Origin of the sequence: Sunxiuqinia indica (genome assembly GCF_009847015.1) — a bacterium.
Lineage (GTDB): Bacteria > Bacteroidota > Bacteroidia > Bacteroidales > Prolixibacteraceae > Sunxiuqinia > Sunxiuqinia indica.
In genome coordinates, this window is record NZ_WVEM01000004.1 from 327,292 (window position 1) to 342,079 (window position 14,788).

At 41.9% G+C, this 14,788-nt stretch carries 14 protein-coding genes; 4 read left to right on the plus strand and 10 right to left on the minus strand.

Annotated elements, in window-relative coordinates; all coding sequences use genetic code 11:
* Window positions 1-61 precede the first annotated feature (61 nt).
* A complete protein-coding gene (gcvH, locus tag GR929_RS08425) occupies window positions 62-442 on the minus strand; it encodes a glycine cleavage system protein GcvH (RefSeq protein ID WP_159518717.1) in 381 nt (126 codons plus the stop codon).
* Window positions 443-571: 129 nt separating this feature from the next.
* Between gcvH and tsaE the strand changes: the two genes are divergently transcribed.
* Entirely contained in the window at window positions 572-994 is a 423-nt protein-coding gene (gene tsaE / locus GR929_RS08430; RefSeq protein WP_159518719.1) for a tRNA (adenosine(37)-N6)-threonylcarbamoyltransferase complex ATPase subunit type 1 TsaE, read from the plus strand.
* Between the two features lie 54 nt (window positions 995-1,048).
* Window positions 1,049-2,257, plus strand: a complete 1,209-nt coding sequence (locus GR929_RS08435) for an alanine dehydrogenase (RefSeq protein ID WP_159518721.1) — start codon at window positions 1,049-1,051, stop codon at window positions 2,255-2,257.
* Here the strand turns inward: GR929_RS08435 and pulA are convergent.
* The 7 genes from pulA to GR929_RS08470 form a co-directional block, all read right to left on the minus strand.
* Entirely contained in the window at window positions 2,254-4,194 is a 1,941-nt protein-coding gene (gene pulA / locus GR929_RS08440) for a type I pullulanase (RefSeq protein WP_159518723.1), read from the minus strand. The two genes, GR929_RS08435 and pulA, sit on opposite strands and share 4 nt — an antisense overlap.
* A complete protein-coding gene (locus GR929_RS08445) occupies window positions 4,195-4,740 on the minus strand; it encodes a hypothetical protein (RefSeq protein ID WP_159518725.1) in 546 nt (181 codons plus the stop codon).
* Between the two features lie 107 nt (window positions 4,741-4,847).
* Entirely contained in the window at window positions 4,848-5,597 is a 750-nt protein-coding gene (locus GR929_RS08450) for a LytR/AlgR family response regulator transcription factor (protein WP_159518727.1), read from the minus strand.
* 87 nt (window positions 5,598-5,684) lie between these two features.
* Window positions 5,685-6,734, minus strand: coding sequence for a sensor histidine kinase (locus tag GR929_RS08455; protein WP_159518729.1), 1,050 nt, complete (start codon window positions 6,732-6,734; stop codon window positions 5,685-5,687).
* 8 nt (window positions 6,735-6,742) lie between these two features.
* Entirely contained in the window at window positions 6,743-7,450 is a 708-nt protein-coding gene (locus GR929_RS08460) for a LiaF transmembrane domain-containing protein (protein WP_159518731.1), read from the minus strand.
* Window positions 7,451-7,526: 76 nt separating this feature from the next.
* Window positions 7,527-7,928 carry a hypothetical protein gene (locus GR929_RS08465; RefSeq protein WP_159518733.1) on the minus strand — a complete coding sequence of 134 codons (402 nt, stop codon included), beginning with the start codon at window positions 7,926-7,928 and terminating at the stop codon, window positions 7,527-7,529.
* A 158-nt stretch (window positions 7,929-8,086) separates the two neighbouring features.
* A complete protein-coding gene (locus GR929_RS08470; protein WP_159518735.1) occupies window positions 8,087-9,784 on the minus strand; it encodes a glutamine--tRNA ligase/YqeY domain fusion protein in 1,698 nt (565 codons plus the stop codon).
* A 142-nt stretch (window positions 9,785-9,926) separates the two neighbouring features.
* On the opposite strand from GR929_RS08470, the gene folB reads away from it, so the two are divergent.
* On the plus strand, window positions 9,927-10,277 hold the full coding sequence (folB, locus tag GR929_RS08475; RefSeq protein ID WP_159518737.1) for a dihydroneopterin aldolase: 351 nt from the start codon (window positions 9,927-9,929) through the stop codon (window positions 10,275-10,277).
* Window positions 10,278-10,403: 126 nt separating this feature from the next.
* Here folB and GR929_RS08480 read toward each other — a convergent pair whose 3' ends face one another.
* Window positions 10,404-10,868 carry a hypothetical protein gene (locus tag GR929_RS08480; RefSeq protein ID WP_159518739.1) on the minus strand — a complete coding sequence of 155 codons (465 nt, stop codon included), beginning with the start codon at window positions 10,866-10,868 and terminating at the stop codon, window positions 10,404-10,406.
* Between the two features lie 573 nt (window positions 10,869-11,441).
* Window positions 11,442-11,798 (minus strand): hypothetical protein, encoded by a 357-nt coding sequence (locus GR929_RS08485; RefSeq protein WP_159518741.1) that lies wholly within the window; start codon window positions 11,796-11,798, stop codon window positions 11,442-11,444.
* Window positions 11,799-13,010: 1,212 nt separating this feature from the next.
* On the opposite strand from GR929_RS08485, the gene pgi reads away from it, so the two are divergent.
* On the plus strand, window positions 13,011-14,660 hold the full coding sequence (gene pgi, locus GR929_RS08490; protein ID WP_159518743.1) for a glucose-6-phosphate isomerase: 1,650 nt from the start codon (window positions 13,011-13,013) through the stop codon (window positions 14,658-14,660).
* Window positions 14,661-14,788: the final 128 nt, after the last annotated feature.

Consider the following 14,788-nt stretch of genomic DNA (forward strand, 5'->3'; position numbering starts at 1 on the left):
TCAGGGATTAATATCGTAAGATTGCCTTCCTTAAATAAAAAGGCAGCGAAATTATCAAAAATTAAGCTTCCAGCATCGCCTTATAGGCTGCGGCATCCATCAAGTCATCCAAATCAGCTGTATCGCTCATTTCAATTTTAATCATCCAGCCCTTCTCGTATGGATCCTTATTGATCAATTCTGGCTCATCTTCCAACGCCGCATTAAATTCAACAACCTTACCACCAACAGGCATGAAAAGGTCTGAAACAGTTTTTACAGCTTCAACAGTACCAAAGGTTTCACCTTTTGGCAAATCTTCTCCTTCAGTTTCTATTTCAACAAAAACAATGTCCCCCAATTCTCCTTGAGCAAAGTCGGTAATACCAACATAAACACTGTCTTTTTCAACACGAACCCATTCGTGCTCTTTTGTGTACTTTAAGTTTTCTGGCAGATTCATAATGATCGATTGAATTGTATTTGCATCAAAAGTAACACAATTTTTCAAAACATAAATCGAACAAAGATCAGCCTTTGTCTTTTTTAAAACGAACTTTACTTAAATTTGCATCAATTAGAACGAAAAAGCATGTTTTCAATTCACATTAATTCAGTTGAAGAAATTCAAACAGCTGCAAAATCCTTACTCAATCATTTTCCAAATGAACGGATTTTTGCTTTCTATGGCAAAATGGGTGCAGGAAAAACGACTTTTATCAAAGCCTTGTGCCGCCAGTTGGGTTCGGTTGATCCGATAACCAGTCCTACTTTTGCGTTAGTAAACGAGTACAGTACATCGACAAACGAGCGGATTTTTCATTTCGATTTTTACCGGATAAAAGACATTGAAGAAGCTCTGGACATTGGCTTTGATGACTATTTGTATAGTGGTAAATATTGCATGATGGAATGGCCGGAAAACATTGAGCCCTTGCTGCCCGAAAATATTGTTGAAGTAAAAATTGAAGTTCTTGACCCTTCAAGAAGGCAGCTTACAGCTAATATCGTCTAAATCTTTTTGAAAAAATACTTTTAAAGAGTAAATTGAACGTCAAATTTCTCCTGAATGACTGAAAAAAAACAACTCCCGGAAATAAAATCTCTGCTTCTACCCAAAGAAGAGATGTTGGAAATTCGTAGGCGAGGAAAGAAAATTACCATCGGTATTCCTTCCGATTTTTCAAAAATTGAGTACCGTATTCCACTCACACCCGAAGCTGTTGAATTGATGGTTTCGTACGGCCACGAAGTTTATATTGAAACTGATGCAGGGAAAGCATCCAGTTATTCTGACGAAGAATACCGGGAAGCTGGAGCTATTGTGGTGGATAAACATGAAGAAGTTTTTCAGTGCGACGTTATTATTCGTGTTGCTCCCTTTAGTTCCGAGGAAGTTGATTTATTGAGAGGTCATCAAACACTCATCTCAAATATGCACCTCAGCACGCATTGCCAGGAAACGGTTCAAAAACTCATGAAAAAGAAGGTGACAACCATTGCCTACGAGTACATGGAAAACGAAAACAAATGTTTGCCTGTTGTACGACTGATGAGCCAGATTTCGGGAGCAACATCAATTACTTTAGCCAGCGAATACCTCAGTAATTCCAGAAATGGGAAAGGAGTCCTTTTAGGTGGGGTAACCGGAATCTCACCAACAGAACTGGTTATTTTGGGAGCCCGCACAGCTGCCGAATATGCAGCCCGTGCAGCCCTTGGTTTAGGAGCAACGGTTAAAATTTTCGATGATAATATGTTTAACCTGCAAGAGCTGGAGTCGAAGCTGGGACAACGGGTGTTTACTTCGGTCTTGTACCCGAATGTAATACGAAAAGCGTTAAAATCGGCTGATGTCGTTTTAGGTGCCATGTCTTTCAATTCCAACCCTTCTTTTAGAGTGTCTGAAGAAATGGTGAAAAGTATGAAACCAGGCTCCGTAATTATTGATCTGAATATCAGCCAAGGTGGATGCTTTGAAACCAGTAAGGCAACCGACCTTAAAAATCCGACTTACGTCAAACACGGCGTTATTCACTACTGTGTGCATAATGTAGCTTCGATTGTGGCTCGTACTGCTTCTATTGCCTTAAGTAATGTTTTGACTCCTATTATCATTGCCATTGGCGAAAGTGGTGGTGTACAGAATTACATTAAGCAGTCGAATGGAATCCGAAAAGGTGTGTATATTTACAACGGTATTTTAACCAACAAAGACTTGGGTGACAAGCTCCATATTGCCAGTAAAGATATCGACCTGCTATTGGCGATTTTCTAATACCCTTTTACTAAAATCATCATCGATGTAGGCGGAACAATGGCTTTTCGATCAATCAGGCAATCAATCCCGTCGTAACAGATTTCATCTTCACGGGCAATCACATGCCAATCGTGCTCATCAAGCTCCATTATTGCAGGTTCCTTTTTCGCATTGAAGATGAGCTGAATTGTTTTCCAGTTAAATTCGTTCTGACAATTTAAAAAAGAATAAGCCAAAACTCCGGGCTGATAGTTTTGTGAGAAGTTCAGATACTTGCGGATTTCATCAGCCGACTGCATCCTGAAAACACCAATCTTCTTACGCAATTCAATCAATTTTTTATAATAGTTAAACACATCAACGTGCTCATCTTTTAAGTTCCAGTCAATCTGATTAATCGAATCCGGTGATTTATAAGAATTGTGGTTCCCCTTTTTGCTTCTGCAAAATTCACTTCCGGCATGTAAAAACGGAATGCCTTGCGACGTTAAAATTAGCGCTCCGGCAAGCTTTTGCATTTTCTTCAATTCCTCCACAGTGGCATCGGGGCAGCTCATTCGCAATTTATCGTACAAGGTAAAGTTATCGTGACACGACACATAGTTAACACACTGCCAGGGTTCTTTTGCCCAGGCATGTTTCGAACTTTCAACATAACCGTAAACAATACTCGGATGATAACAAGCCGCAACAACCCCAAACTTGACTGCTTCTTCGTTTAAGGTCCGACCATTTACAAAACCACGACTTTTCTCATCAAAGTTGTTTCCTTTTATAGCATCGCGCATATCATCGTTAAAGCAGGCTATTCCATTTAAATTGACCACGTGATGTTTCACGGCCCGGTATCGTTCATCCATCGGACTATAGTCTGCCGCCCACCCTTCGCCATACAACAGAATGCCGGGGCGAAGCTCATCTAAATGCCACCGGATTTCATTCATCGTCTGAATATCCATAATCCCCATCAAATCAAAACGGAAACCGTCCAGATGAAATTCCGAAGCCCAGTATTTCAGCGAATTGATAATGTATCTGCGAACCATTGCCCGCTCCGAAGCGATTTCGTTTCCACATCCGCTGGCGTTGGCAAACTTCCCGTTTTTATTTTGCCGGTAATAATAGCCCGGCACCGTTTGATTAAACCACGAGCGTCGGGTATAGCCGGTATGGTTATATACAACATCCATCACCACGCCAATACCGGCAGCGTGTAAAGCCTGAACCAACTGTTTCAGCTCCTTGATTCTGGAAATATTGTCGGGATTGGTGGCATAACTTCCTTCGGGTGCATTGTAATTAAGAGGATCATACCCCCAGTTGTATTTCAGATAGGGATAATTTTCATCGACCGTAAAAAAATCGTATACCGGAAGCAAATGAACATGCGTAATTCCCAACTCTTTTAAATGATCAATGCCTGAAGCTAGCTGTCGGGGTGTTTTTGTTCCAGTTTCAGTAAAAGCTAAGTACTTGCCTTTTTGCTTCATTCCTGATGATGGGGCTATTGAAAAATCACGCACGTGCAACTCGTACAAAACGGCATCCACCGGATTTTTGGGTTCGAGCGGTTGATCGTGTTCCCAACCTTCGGGATTCGTTTCCTGTGGATCGTAGATTAAACCGCGTTTCCCATTTGAGCCAACAGCCTTTGTATCTACACCCGGCGTTTCATTCAACCACTCACCGTCGTTTACCCGGAAGGTAAAATAACGACCTTTAAAATCGCCATCCAGTCGAATCTGCCAAACCCCGTTTGGTGTTGCAGCCATTTTTTCGATCCGGAAAGGGCTACCACCCGAGCTTTTCTCGTACAACCGGAACTCGACTTCCTTTGCTGCCGGAGTCCACAGCTTGACAAGAATTTCTTCAGGTGAATAAAGTACACCCAAGTCATCACCTCGGTAATAAGGGTAGATTGAAAAATCGATATGATTAAATGTCCAGTCTCTCATTTATGAAAATAAACTTTTTTGAAGGGTGATGTAGGAAGATGAATATTTTTTCCCGTTTGTATCGAACACCCGAATTTTCGACCAGAAATACCGTTTTAGCTTTCGATCGTGATTATAAAAAACACTTAAGTCGATGCGTAGTTCATGCGTTTTCCCGGCTTCAAGAAAAAGTGGGTAAATTACGTATCGGTTAATCCCTTTTAACTTGAACTTACGTTTCGTCCATATTTTCCGAAACGTCAGTATTGGCGCCTTCAAATCGATATCCTTTTTACTGTTGTTTGTGATTTTCAATGTCAGCACATTGGGTTTGAACTTACGATCTTTCAACAGTTCAATTTTCAATTGACTATTTTTAACAGAAACGGGCTTGCCTTTTAGCTTATTCGGTTTCTTAAAGACCCGACTCAGAATAATATATAACAGTGGAATTGCAACGAAAACAGCAACAAACCACAACAATTTATCTCCTTCCGGCTTAACTTCATTTTGAGCAAAACCGACGAAAGGAATACTAAATATCGCAAACAGGAGAATCCGCTTCATGTTGTTATTTTAAGCTGGTAAAAGTAAAAAAGTCCTGCAACTATAACAGGACTTTGAAATAAAACTAATTTAAAACTAAACCAATGAACCATTCCGGCTCAATTCTTTTAAAAATGAAGTGCCTCTTTTATTTTTTTATACCCGGTTTTGCTCACCTTCAATTTGGTTTTATCTTTCATAATGACGATGTACGATTCCTTTTCATATTGCTGAATTTCGGCAATACACTCAACCCGCACAATGTACGAACGATGAATTCGGATGAAGTCTTTCGGGTTCAAGTGCGCCTCGAAGTACTTCATCGTATTTTGCTTCATATGGCGTCCGGCTGAGGTGTAAATCAACACATAATCATCCATCGACTCGAGGTAGCGCACCTGATCAACCGGAATGATGTTTATTTTATGACGATCTTTCACGACAATTCGCTCCAGGTATTCATTAACCGCATAGCTGCTGAGTTGCTCCAGCTTATCACCGGTGCTTTCATTATTCCCAATCCGGTCGGCAACTTTTTCGATGGCTTCCATCATCCGATCTTTCGAAAATGGTTTCAGCAAATAGTCGACAGCGCTGTAATCAAATGCTTTTAAGGCATATTGGTCGTAGGCGGTTGTGAAAATAATTTCAGGTTTATGATCGAGCAACTCCAACATTTCAAACCCCGTAATTTTCGGCATCTGAATATCTAGAAAAACAAGATCCGGCTTGAGCTCATTGATTTTTTGCACGCCTTCAAAGCCATTTTCACACTCACCAATCAAGTTGAGTTTGGGATGATCTTTTAAATACGACTTCAACAGGTTTCTGGCCAATTCTTCGTCTTCTATAATTAATGCTGTTAGTTCTTCTTTCATCTCATTATAATTTAATATTTTCAACGGTACTCGATGGAACTCGCTTATAATGACTCTCCTGTGTGTAATGGCCTTTACATGCTCGTTTCATACCGGTATTTTTTTGGGTAGTAATAATTCAATTTTAAAGCTTGTCTTCAAATCCGTAATTCGAATAAGTTCAGAGGTTCCGTAAATAAGTTCCAATCGTTGTCTGATATTCCGAAGGCCGATTCCCTCTCCCCTGTTTCTGATGCTCTCCGCATCGTAATCATTTTCAATAACAATCAACATATTTCCATTTTCGGTCGCACAGCTTGTTGTTATGCTAACAGGCTCCGTTGCTTCGTACACCCCATATTTGATGGCATTCTCGTATAATGGTTGCAAAATCATATTCGGAATCTGAAAGTTATGACAACTTTCTTCGACTTCAAAAACAGGATTTAATTTTTTCCCGAACCTCACTTTTTCAATACTCAGGTACAGTTTTATATTCTCCAGTTCATCTTTCAACGAAACGGTTTCGTCCTGGTCATGCTGCAAAGCATAACGCATAAACCGGGATAAGTTGATCACCATTTCATGTGCTTTTTCAGGAAAGCTCATCGTTAGCGAAGCAATCGAATTCAAGCTATTGAAAAGAAAGTGGGGATTGATTTGTGATTTCAAGGCACTTAGCTCAGCTTCGCGGATTAATGATTTCAGCTCTGCTTCCTTCTTGATCTTTTCTTTCAGACTTTGATAGTAGTTGATGGCCAGAAAAAACAGCACGAAAATAACGTACATCACATAACCCGAAAAGATCCGGCCGGGCAAGGTATCATATAGCAAATAGAGGTTTCCGGAGTCGATGACCTTAATACTGATAAAGCCCAGGTAAATCCAGATGGCGTTTAAGATTGAAGCCCCAATTAAATGATAAAGAAGAACCCAGGTCAGCTCATTTTCTTCTAAACTGTTGTATTTGATGATAAACCAAATACTGGCTCCCAGAACCGGGTAAATAACAAAGTAAATGAAAGCCGATAAGCTGGAACTAATCAGATCGGTTCCATACCAAAAGTATTGAATTGAAATATTGCTCACCCCAATAACCAACCAAAACACCCCATAATAGAGCATCAGTATTTTATTATTAATGAAAGGGTGCTTCATCGGTTCAATTATACATGCTTCACTTCAAAACCTCCAAAAACTGTAAAACCTCGAATGACCAGTGTCTTTGATGGATCGTAATGCGAATGTCGGAAGGTATCGCCTCGTTTATCGGTAAAAGCACCAAAAATAGTAGTGACCTCATTGCGAACATTCCAGTCCAGCGGCACCTTTATACTGCAGCCTCCAAACACGGAAATAGTATCGATATAAGCACCTTGAGGCGAAAGTGTGGCTTGCCTCAAATCATACTCGATTCCACCAAAGATCGATGTCGACCGGCCTCCTTTCAGATCCTGCGAATTGATGAAAACTTCGCGCCCACCAAAAATCACAAAATCATCAAACTGATTCAGGTCCTGCTGACCCACGCCATGCTCTATCCGCGATTTACACCCCTTGTGCCGATAAATTAAAGCGACTCCCGCACCAACCAACAATAAAGGCCAATAAAGCCTGCGTATTTCATGAGGTATATCAACAAGTTCAGGAACCAGAAAAATACCTCCAATGGCAATCATGATGGTTCCTCCTGTTCGGTTACCTCCAAGCAAGGAGAATACGCCAATTGCAATTAACAACGTTTGCCATGATATGAGCAAGTCAGCAATACTCCAGGGAATCAGGTTCAATCGTTCCAAAATCAGGATTGCTCCTATACTGATGAGTATCAGCCCAAAGTAATATCTTTTATTTCCTCTTTCTCTATCCTTCATAATATCCAGCCTTTGTATCCTTCGAAAATAAATTCAGATTCAATTCTTCGCACAAGTAAAATTCAGCTCAAAAATGCTAAAAAAGTTTGCTAATCAACACAATTCCCAAAATAATCAGAATCAGGGGAAAAAAGAGTACCAGTAAAATTCCGGGAATGATGAGGTGAGGTAGCAAAAACAAAATGGCGAACACCAAAAATAGTGCACCAATTAGCCTTCGCCCTACAATGAGTAAAACACCAACGAGCAACAAAATAACCGGCCAGGTAACTGAAATAGCTCCAAAGTGGAAAATATTCAGGAAGCTGGCTCCGGCATCTTGAACGACATGCCAGCCCGGCAAGCCAAGTTGCCAGCCGATTTCTTTTAAAATCCAAAGAATTCCGATAACTACTAAAACGGTTCCCAGAAAAGAACCGCGTGACTTTCGTTCTCTTGCATGATGTCTTTCTGACCTGCAGTGATGATATGTTTCCATGATGCACGACCTTTAATTTCTACGGTAAAACTAGCAATTCCAGGTATTCCTGAGAAAAGATGATCGGTTAATGGAAGTGAATAATCGGTAAGAAGCAATTTCGATCATTAAAAAGGCGAGAACTCAATGGTCTCGCCTGTATTTGATTTCAATATCAACTATTTCCCTTTAAATTTTGACCAGTTATCCCGCAAAGGAGCCGTGCGGTTAAACACCAACTGATCCGTTGAGCTGTCCGGGTCAACATTGAAATACCCCAATCGCTCGAACTGGAATGAATCCAATGGTTTCGCATCTTTCACAAATGGCTCCAGGTAGCATTTCTTTAAAACGGTTAACGAATCAGGATTCAGAAATTCTTTAAAATCACGATCCTTGTGTCCATCAGGCTCTTCGTCTAAAAATAAACGATCGTACAAGCGAACTTCAGCCTCAACATTATTGCTGGCAGACACCCAGTGCAATGTTGCTTTCACTTTCCGTCCATCAGGTGAATTACCGCCTTTGGTTTCAGGGTCGTAGGTACAGTGTAAGGCTGTAATTTCGCCGCTTTCGTCTTTTATCACTTCGTTGCACGTAAGGTAATACGCGTACCGAAGGCGCACCTCACGCCCGGGAGCCAGTCGGAAAAACTTGCGCGGTGGATCTTCCATAAAGTCATCGCGCTCAATATAGATTTCCTTCGAGAAAGGCACTTTGCGTTTTCCGGCATCCGGGTTTTCGGGGTTATTAACCGCATCCAGCTCTTCAACCTGACCTTCGGGATAATTGGTGATAACAACTTTCAACGGATTTAGTACACCCATTACGCGCTGCGCCTTTTTATTCAAATCTTCACGCACACTGTGCTCCAACAAAGCAACGTCAATCATTCCGTCCACTTTGGTAACACCAATGCGGTCGGCAAAATTGCGGATTGATTCCGGAGTATATCCCCGACGTCGCAATCCGGAGATGGTCGGCATACGCGGATCGTCCCATCCATTGACGTAGTTCTCTTTGACCAGTTCAAGCAGCTTACGCTTACTCATCACCGTGTAGGTGAGGTTTAAGCGGGCAAATTCAATCTGACGGGGTCTGTACTCCCCTTCTTTCAACTGATCGATAAACCAGTTGTATAACGGACGGTGAACTTCAAATTCCAAGGTGCAAATCGAATGAGTGATTCCTTCCCAATAGTCGCCCTGACCATGCGCAAAGTCATACATCGGGTAAATGCACCACTTATCTCCTGTGCGATGATGAGGCGTTTTCATGATCCGGTACAAAATAGGATCACGCATGTGCATATTGGGCGATGCCATATCTATTTTTGCACGTAACACTTTTTCGCCTTCGTTGAATTCGCCACCACGCATCCGCTCAAAAAGATCCAGATTTTCTTCGACCGAACGCTCCCGGTGCGGACTTTCAAATCCTGGTCGTGTTGGTGTTCCTTTTTGGGCACTGATGGTTTCAGCATCCTGATCATCCACATAGGCTTTATCCGCTTTTATTAGCTTGACAGCGAACGCATACAAATTATCAAAATAATCCGATGAGAAATACTCACGTTCTCCCCAATCGAAGCCCAGCCAACGAACATCTTTCTTGATCGATTCAACATATTCGGTTTCCTCTTTCGAGGGGTTGGTATCGTCAAATCGCAAATTGGTTATTCCTCCATACTCCTGAGCAGTTCCAAAGTTCAGACAAATTGACTTCGCGTGCCCAATATGCAAATATCCGTTTGGTTCCGGCGGGAAGCGGGTATGCACCCTTCCATCATTCTTCCCTTCTTTCAATTCTTCTTCAATAATCTGGCGGATAAAATTCTTTTTCACCACCGCATCTTTTTCAGGAGTTTTTTCGCTCATAGAAGTCATCAATTAATTTAAAGAAACAAAAATATAAAATGATTCTGCACAAATGGTTTTTAGTGCCTATAAAATGAAAAAGTAGCAAAGAAAACTTAATTTTGCACCCAACAATTTACATTGAAAATCTATTTAGAATAAAATGGGACAAATTGATCTGGAAGGATTGGAATTTTATGCCTACCACGGGCATTATCCGATTGAAAAAGAAGTTGGGAACAAATTTATTGTGAATGTCAGTATCGAAACCGACTGTGAAGCTGCCGGAAAATCGGATCGATTGGAAGATGCCCTGGACTACCAAAAGGTGTATGAATTGATTAAGCAAGAAATGGCCATCACTTCTGATTTGCTCGAAAACGTCGCCACCCGTATTTTAAATCAGTTGTATGCCGGGTTTTCCGTTATTGAACATGCGCGGGTCAAAATCTCGAAAATGAACCCTCCAATGGGCGGGCAAATTGAGAAGGTGAGCGTAACGCTGAGCCGCTAAAACACACCCGGCGATGGAATGGCCGGCTGTGGAAGATCGTTCGATCGGTTAAAATGGAGTCCGCCAGGGCCGGGGTCACAAACTGCCCCTCGGTTGAACGAAGCGGAAACGAGGGCCAGCGGTAAATCATGATCCTTCAGGTGTTTGATCCATCGTTTCCTTTTCAACCGTAAAAAACGTTATCGACTTTAAAGAGTAGTGGCTATCCTTGAGTTGATAATCAAAACTCAACTTGCTCTTCTCATTCGAACCAAAATGAAACAACACGGAAACGCGCTTCTCAATTTCCTCCTGCTCCTCTTCTCCAAGACTTTCGGCAACACTTACTTTTTCGGCATCAATAGCACCGTATTGCGCCTTCACTTCATCATACTTTTTCGATAGGCTGTCAAGCTCCGAGTCGGTATAACCCATGTGATATTTTTCATTGAGCATCGATTCAACCCCTTGCATATCTTTCTTCTCAAACAAATCAATCATCTGAAAACATTCGTTAAGGATGACTTCATTCGCTGAACTGATATCCTGTGCATTCATATCTATCGCTAAAAATACCAGCATACAAAAAACAATTCCTCTCAGTTTTATCATGCTCCAATTTACAAAACAAATTTGATACTCTCGCTACGCCGGTACTCCTAGCTTCCTCTCGTTTGAGCGAAGCGGAAACGAGTAGGTGGGATCAGTTTTTCGGGAGGAAATGGTATGGCGGTGAAAGCGTTTGACGGGTATGCGTTTTAACTCATCCGGGAGTCAATTTCTCCAAAACCCTTTACCCATAAGCCATCCGTTGTTTTTTGATGTTGGGAATTGCTCTCATTCCATAGCGCAGAGGCCTTCTGACACGGCGCAGAAAGATAATTCCGTATGGCAGCAAAGCTATTCCAAAGGTCAGCAAGACCATTCCAAAGGTCAGCAAGATTATTTTCTTCGGAATCATCGATATTTCCTATGGAATAATCATTCTGCGTTCGAGAATGTCTATTATCCCAAAGAGCAACATGTCTATTCTGTGTGGCAGAGCGATGAAGCTCTTGCGCAGCGTGTGTATTTCATGCCTGTTTTGTAGCTGGCAAGAACCCCGGTGAACCGGGTTTTCGGTTATCGTTTCCCGGCATTAGAGCATAAAAAATCCGCCTCATCGCTGAAGCGGATTTACACGGATTACGGTTGAATTGGGCTCGGTTTGGGTTTCGAGTTGTTGCTTCTGCGCAATTTTTTGATTTCGAGAACCAGGTTGTCGCTTTTGCCAAGTAATCCGGAGATCAGGTCTACTGTCGCTGAACCATCGGTGTAAGCTGTGTCAAGCGTTTCATTCGCTAATTTGGTGGCATCTTTGGCAGCTGCAGCTGCTTCAAGTTGTTTTCCTTCGGCATCATCAGCCGCAGTCAGCTCTGCTTTTAGCTGATCGATTTTCGCCGTTGGGTCGAAGCCCTTGTCGGTTAGTAACTGTGCGTTTTGATCCAGAACAACAATTAACTGGGAAACAAAATCGCGTTTTTTTGATTCATTTAAACTCATAACTTTGAATGTTGATAATTGGTAATTTGTTATCACAGGGGGTCGCCTGAAAGCTTTCCACGGCACAGGCGGCCTTCTTATTAATTGTCGGATAATTCTCCGGCATAACCACTACCGCAGCAATGGTTGAGTAGATCTGTTTTTATTTTTTGCCCGGCCATGCCGACTTGTTTGTCAATAGCGTTCTCTTTTCCGGTAGCTGTTAACCGATGATTCTGCTCAACCCTGCCCCGGTTCTTCGGTTGTTATCGGTATTCCTCGCCTGTGCTATTGATTATGGGGTGCTGAACCTGAATCGTGAACCAAGATAACGCTATTGAACTAAATAAACAATAGCGCCTTGTAAATAAATGAGCAAAAGGTCGATTTTGTTGTTCGTAATGAATAGTTACCGAACTGTTTGAGCTGGCTGACCACAGATACGATCCTGCTGCTACTCAACCATAAGTATTGCGGATTTCACTTCTGCTAAGGATAGCAAAGTCCCCAACTTCGCCATTAGGCGAAAAGGCGACGGCCTGTCAAAGTAGCCCGGGCCGGCGATGAAGGGAAGGATTTTTGGCGGGTATCCCGGGCAGTGCGCCGGAAAGAAAAAATCCTGACGCGCGTGGAAGGATAACTTTGACTTGATTTTTTTTGAATACTTTTTGGTATCAAGACAAAAAAGTATTTGGGGTTTGGGGCAACGCCCCAACATAAGCAAAGAGAACAAGATATTAGATATTAGAACCAAGAGTCAAGATATCGTAACCCGCTGAAAGATCCTGAAACGAGTTCAGGATGACCAGCACATAGCTTGGGTCAGCCAAGTCCCCCGCTTCACCGAAAGGTGAAAAGGCGACGGCCTGTCAAAGTAGCCCGGGCCGGCGAAGGAGGGAAGGATTTTTGGCGGGTATCCCGGGCAGTGCGCCGGAAAGAAAAAATCCTGACGAGCGAGGAAGGATAACTTTGACTTGATCTTTTTTGATTACTTTTTGGTATCAAGGCAAAAAAGTAATGGGGGGGTTTGGGGCAACGCCCCAACAACAGCAAAAAGAACCAGCGATTCAAAAAAATCGCCATACATTAAAACATCTATCAGGGTAAATTAAATGCTGAATCGCTGATCGCCCAAACAGAATGGGCTGAATCTAAAATGCTTTTTTTATCTTTGTAATCGCTCGCAAAACAGACATCTACTATTGTATTAAATAACAACTAAAATCACTCAATATGCTACCAAAAATAAATCCCACAACAACAAAAGCATGGAAGGCTCTGGAGGAGCATTATGCTTCGTTTAAAAACACTCAAATAAAAGACCTGTTTACCAATGATGTTTCACGTTTTGAGAAATACTCATTAAAGTTTGAAGATATCCTGTTGGATTTCTCTAAAAACCGATTGGATGACAAAGCGTTGTCGTTGTTGTTACAGTTGGCTGAAGAGTGTGGTTTGAAAGAAGCCATCACCAGCGAGTTTTCGGGTCAACGAATCAATGTCACTGAGGATCGCGCGGTGCTTCATGTAGCTTTGCGTAACCGCAGCAATACGCCCATTTTGGTTGATGGCAAAGATGTAATGCCTGAAGTTAATGAGGTATTGGAGCAAATGAAAAACTTTTCCGAAAGCATCATTTCAGGTGATTGGAAAGGATATACCGGCAAAGCCATTACCGATATTGTAAATATTGGCATTGGAGGTTCCGACCTGGGTCCATTGATGGTCATTGAGGCCTTAAAATCATACAAAAAGGAAAATATAAATCTGCATTTTGTATCGAATGTAGATGGCACACACATTGCTGAAACCTTAAAGTTGGTTAATCCTGAGACCACTTTATTTATTGTCGCATCCAAAACCTTTACCACGCAAGAAACCATGACCAACGCCAACAGTGCTAAAAGTTGGTTTTTGAATGCTGCTAACGATGAGTCATTTGTAAAAAATCATTTTGCAGCATTGTCTACAAATGCCGAAGCGGTTTCTGCCTTTGGTATTGACACCAAAAACATGTTCCGCTTTTGGGATTGGGTAGGTGGTCGTTATTCGGTTTGGTCGGCCATCGGCTTATCAGTAGCTTGTGCTATTGGTTTCGATAAATACGTCGAGTTTCTTGAAGGAGCACATGCCATGGACAATCACTTTAAAACAACTGATTTTGATCAAAACATTCCGGTCATATTAGCTTTAATTGGCGTTTGGTATAACAACTTCTATGGTGCCGAAACGGAAGCAATCCTTCCTTACGACCAGTACATGCATCGTTTCTCGGCTTATTTTCAGCAAGGAAACATGGAAAGCAACGGAAAATATGTCGATCGTAACGGAGAGCCCGTGAACTATCAAACCGGCCCGATTATTTGGGGCGAACCGGGTACCAATGGTCAGCATGCCTTTTATCAACTGATCCACCAGGGAACCAAGTTAATTCCTTGCGACTTCCTGGCTCCGGCGATTAGCCACAATCAACTTGGTGATCATCATCCGAAGTTGTTAGCGAACTTTTTTGCACAAACCGAGGCGATGATGGTCGGAAAAACGGAAGCTCAGGTCGTGGCCGAGTTTAAAGCGGCCGGAAAATCGGACGAAGAAATTCAGGCATTAAAGAATTTTAAAATCTTCCAGGGAAATATCCCCACCAACTCCATTCTATTTAAAAAACTAACACCACATACACTGGGTGCTTTGGTTGCCATGTACGAACACAAAATATTTGTTCAGGGGATTATCTGGAACATCTACAGTTTCGATCAGTGGGGTGTCGAACTGGGGAAACAGCTGGCCAACAATATTCTTCCTGAATTAACAAATGAAGAATCTGTTTCGACACACGATGCATCAACCAATGGATTGATCAATGCATATAAAGAAATGCGATAACGAAATTTTGATCTGATTAATGAAGAGGTATTCCAGATGGAGTACCTCTTTTTTATGGGTTGACGTGTAGAGGCTTAGGGTGAACTATTTTAATGATAAACCGAATGGCATGTAACAGGAAAACCAGC

Excerpts from the sequence above, each read along its gene's own strand:
- gcvH (WP_159518717.1), bottom strand. The coding sequence starts at position 442 with ATGAATCTGCCAGAAAACTTAAAGTACACAAAAGAGCACGAATGGGTT.
- tsaE (WP_159518719.1), top strand. The coding sequence starts at position 572 with ATGTTTTCAATTCACATTAATTCAGTTGAAGAAATTCAAACAGCTGCA.
- GR929_RS08435 (WP_159518721.1), top strand. The coding sequence starts at position 1,049 with ATGACTGAAAAAAAACAACTCCCGGAAATAAAATCTCTGCTTCTACCC.
- pulA (WP_159518723.1), bottom strand. The coding sequence starts at position 4,194 with ATGAGAGACTGGACATTTAATCATATCGATTTTTCAATCTACCCTTAT.
- GR929_RS08445 (WP_159518725.1), bottom strand. The coding sequence starts at position 4,740 with ATGAAGCGGATTCTCCTGTTTGCGATATTTAGTATTCCTTTCGTCGGT.
- GR929_RS08450 (WP_159518727.1), bottom strand. The coding sequence starts at position 5,597 with ATGAAAGAAGAACTAACAGCATTAATTATAGAAGACGAAGAATTGGCC.
- GR929_RS08455 (WP_159518729.1), bottom strand. The coding sequence starts at position 6,734 with ATGAAGCACCCTTTCATTAATAATAAAATACTGATGCTCTATTATGGG.
- GR929_RS08460 (WP_159518731.1), bottom strand. The coding sequence starts at position 7,450 with ATGAAGGATAGAGAAAGAGGAAATAAAAGATATTACTTTGGGCTGATA.
- GR929_RS08465 (WP_159518733.1), bottom strand. The coding sequence starts at position 7,928 with ATGGAAACATATCATCACTGCAGGTCAGAAAGACATCATGCAAGAGAA.
- GR929_RS08470 (WP_159518735.1), bottom strand. The coding sequence starts at position 9,784 with ATGAGCGAAAAAACTCCTGAAAAAGATGCGGTGGTGAAAAAGAATTTT.
- folB (WP_159518737.1), top strand. The coding sequence starts at position 9,927 with ATGGGACAAATTGATCTGGAAGGATTGGAATTTTATGCCTACCACGGG.
- GR929_RS08480 (WP_159518739.1), bottom strand. The coding sequence starts at position 10,868 with ATGATAAAACTGAGAGGAATTGTTTTTTGTATGCTGGTATTTTTAGCG.
- GR929_RS08485 (WP_159518741.1), bottom strand. The coding sequence starts at position 11,798 with ATGAGTTTAAATGAATCAAAAAAACGCGATTTTGTTTCCCAGTTAATT.
- pgi (WP_159518743.1), top strand. The coding sequence starts at position 13,011 with ATGCTACCAAAAATAAATCCCACAACAACAAAAGCATGGAAGGCTCTG.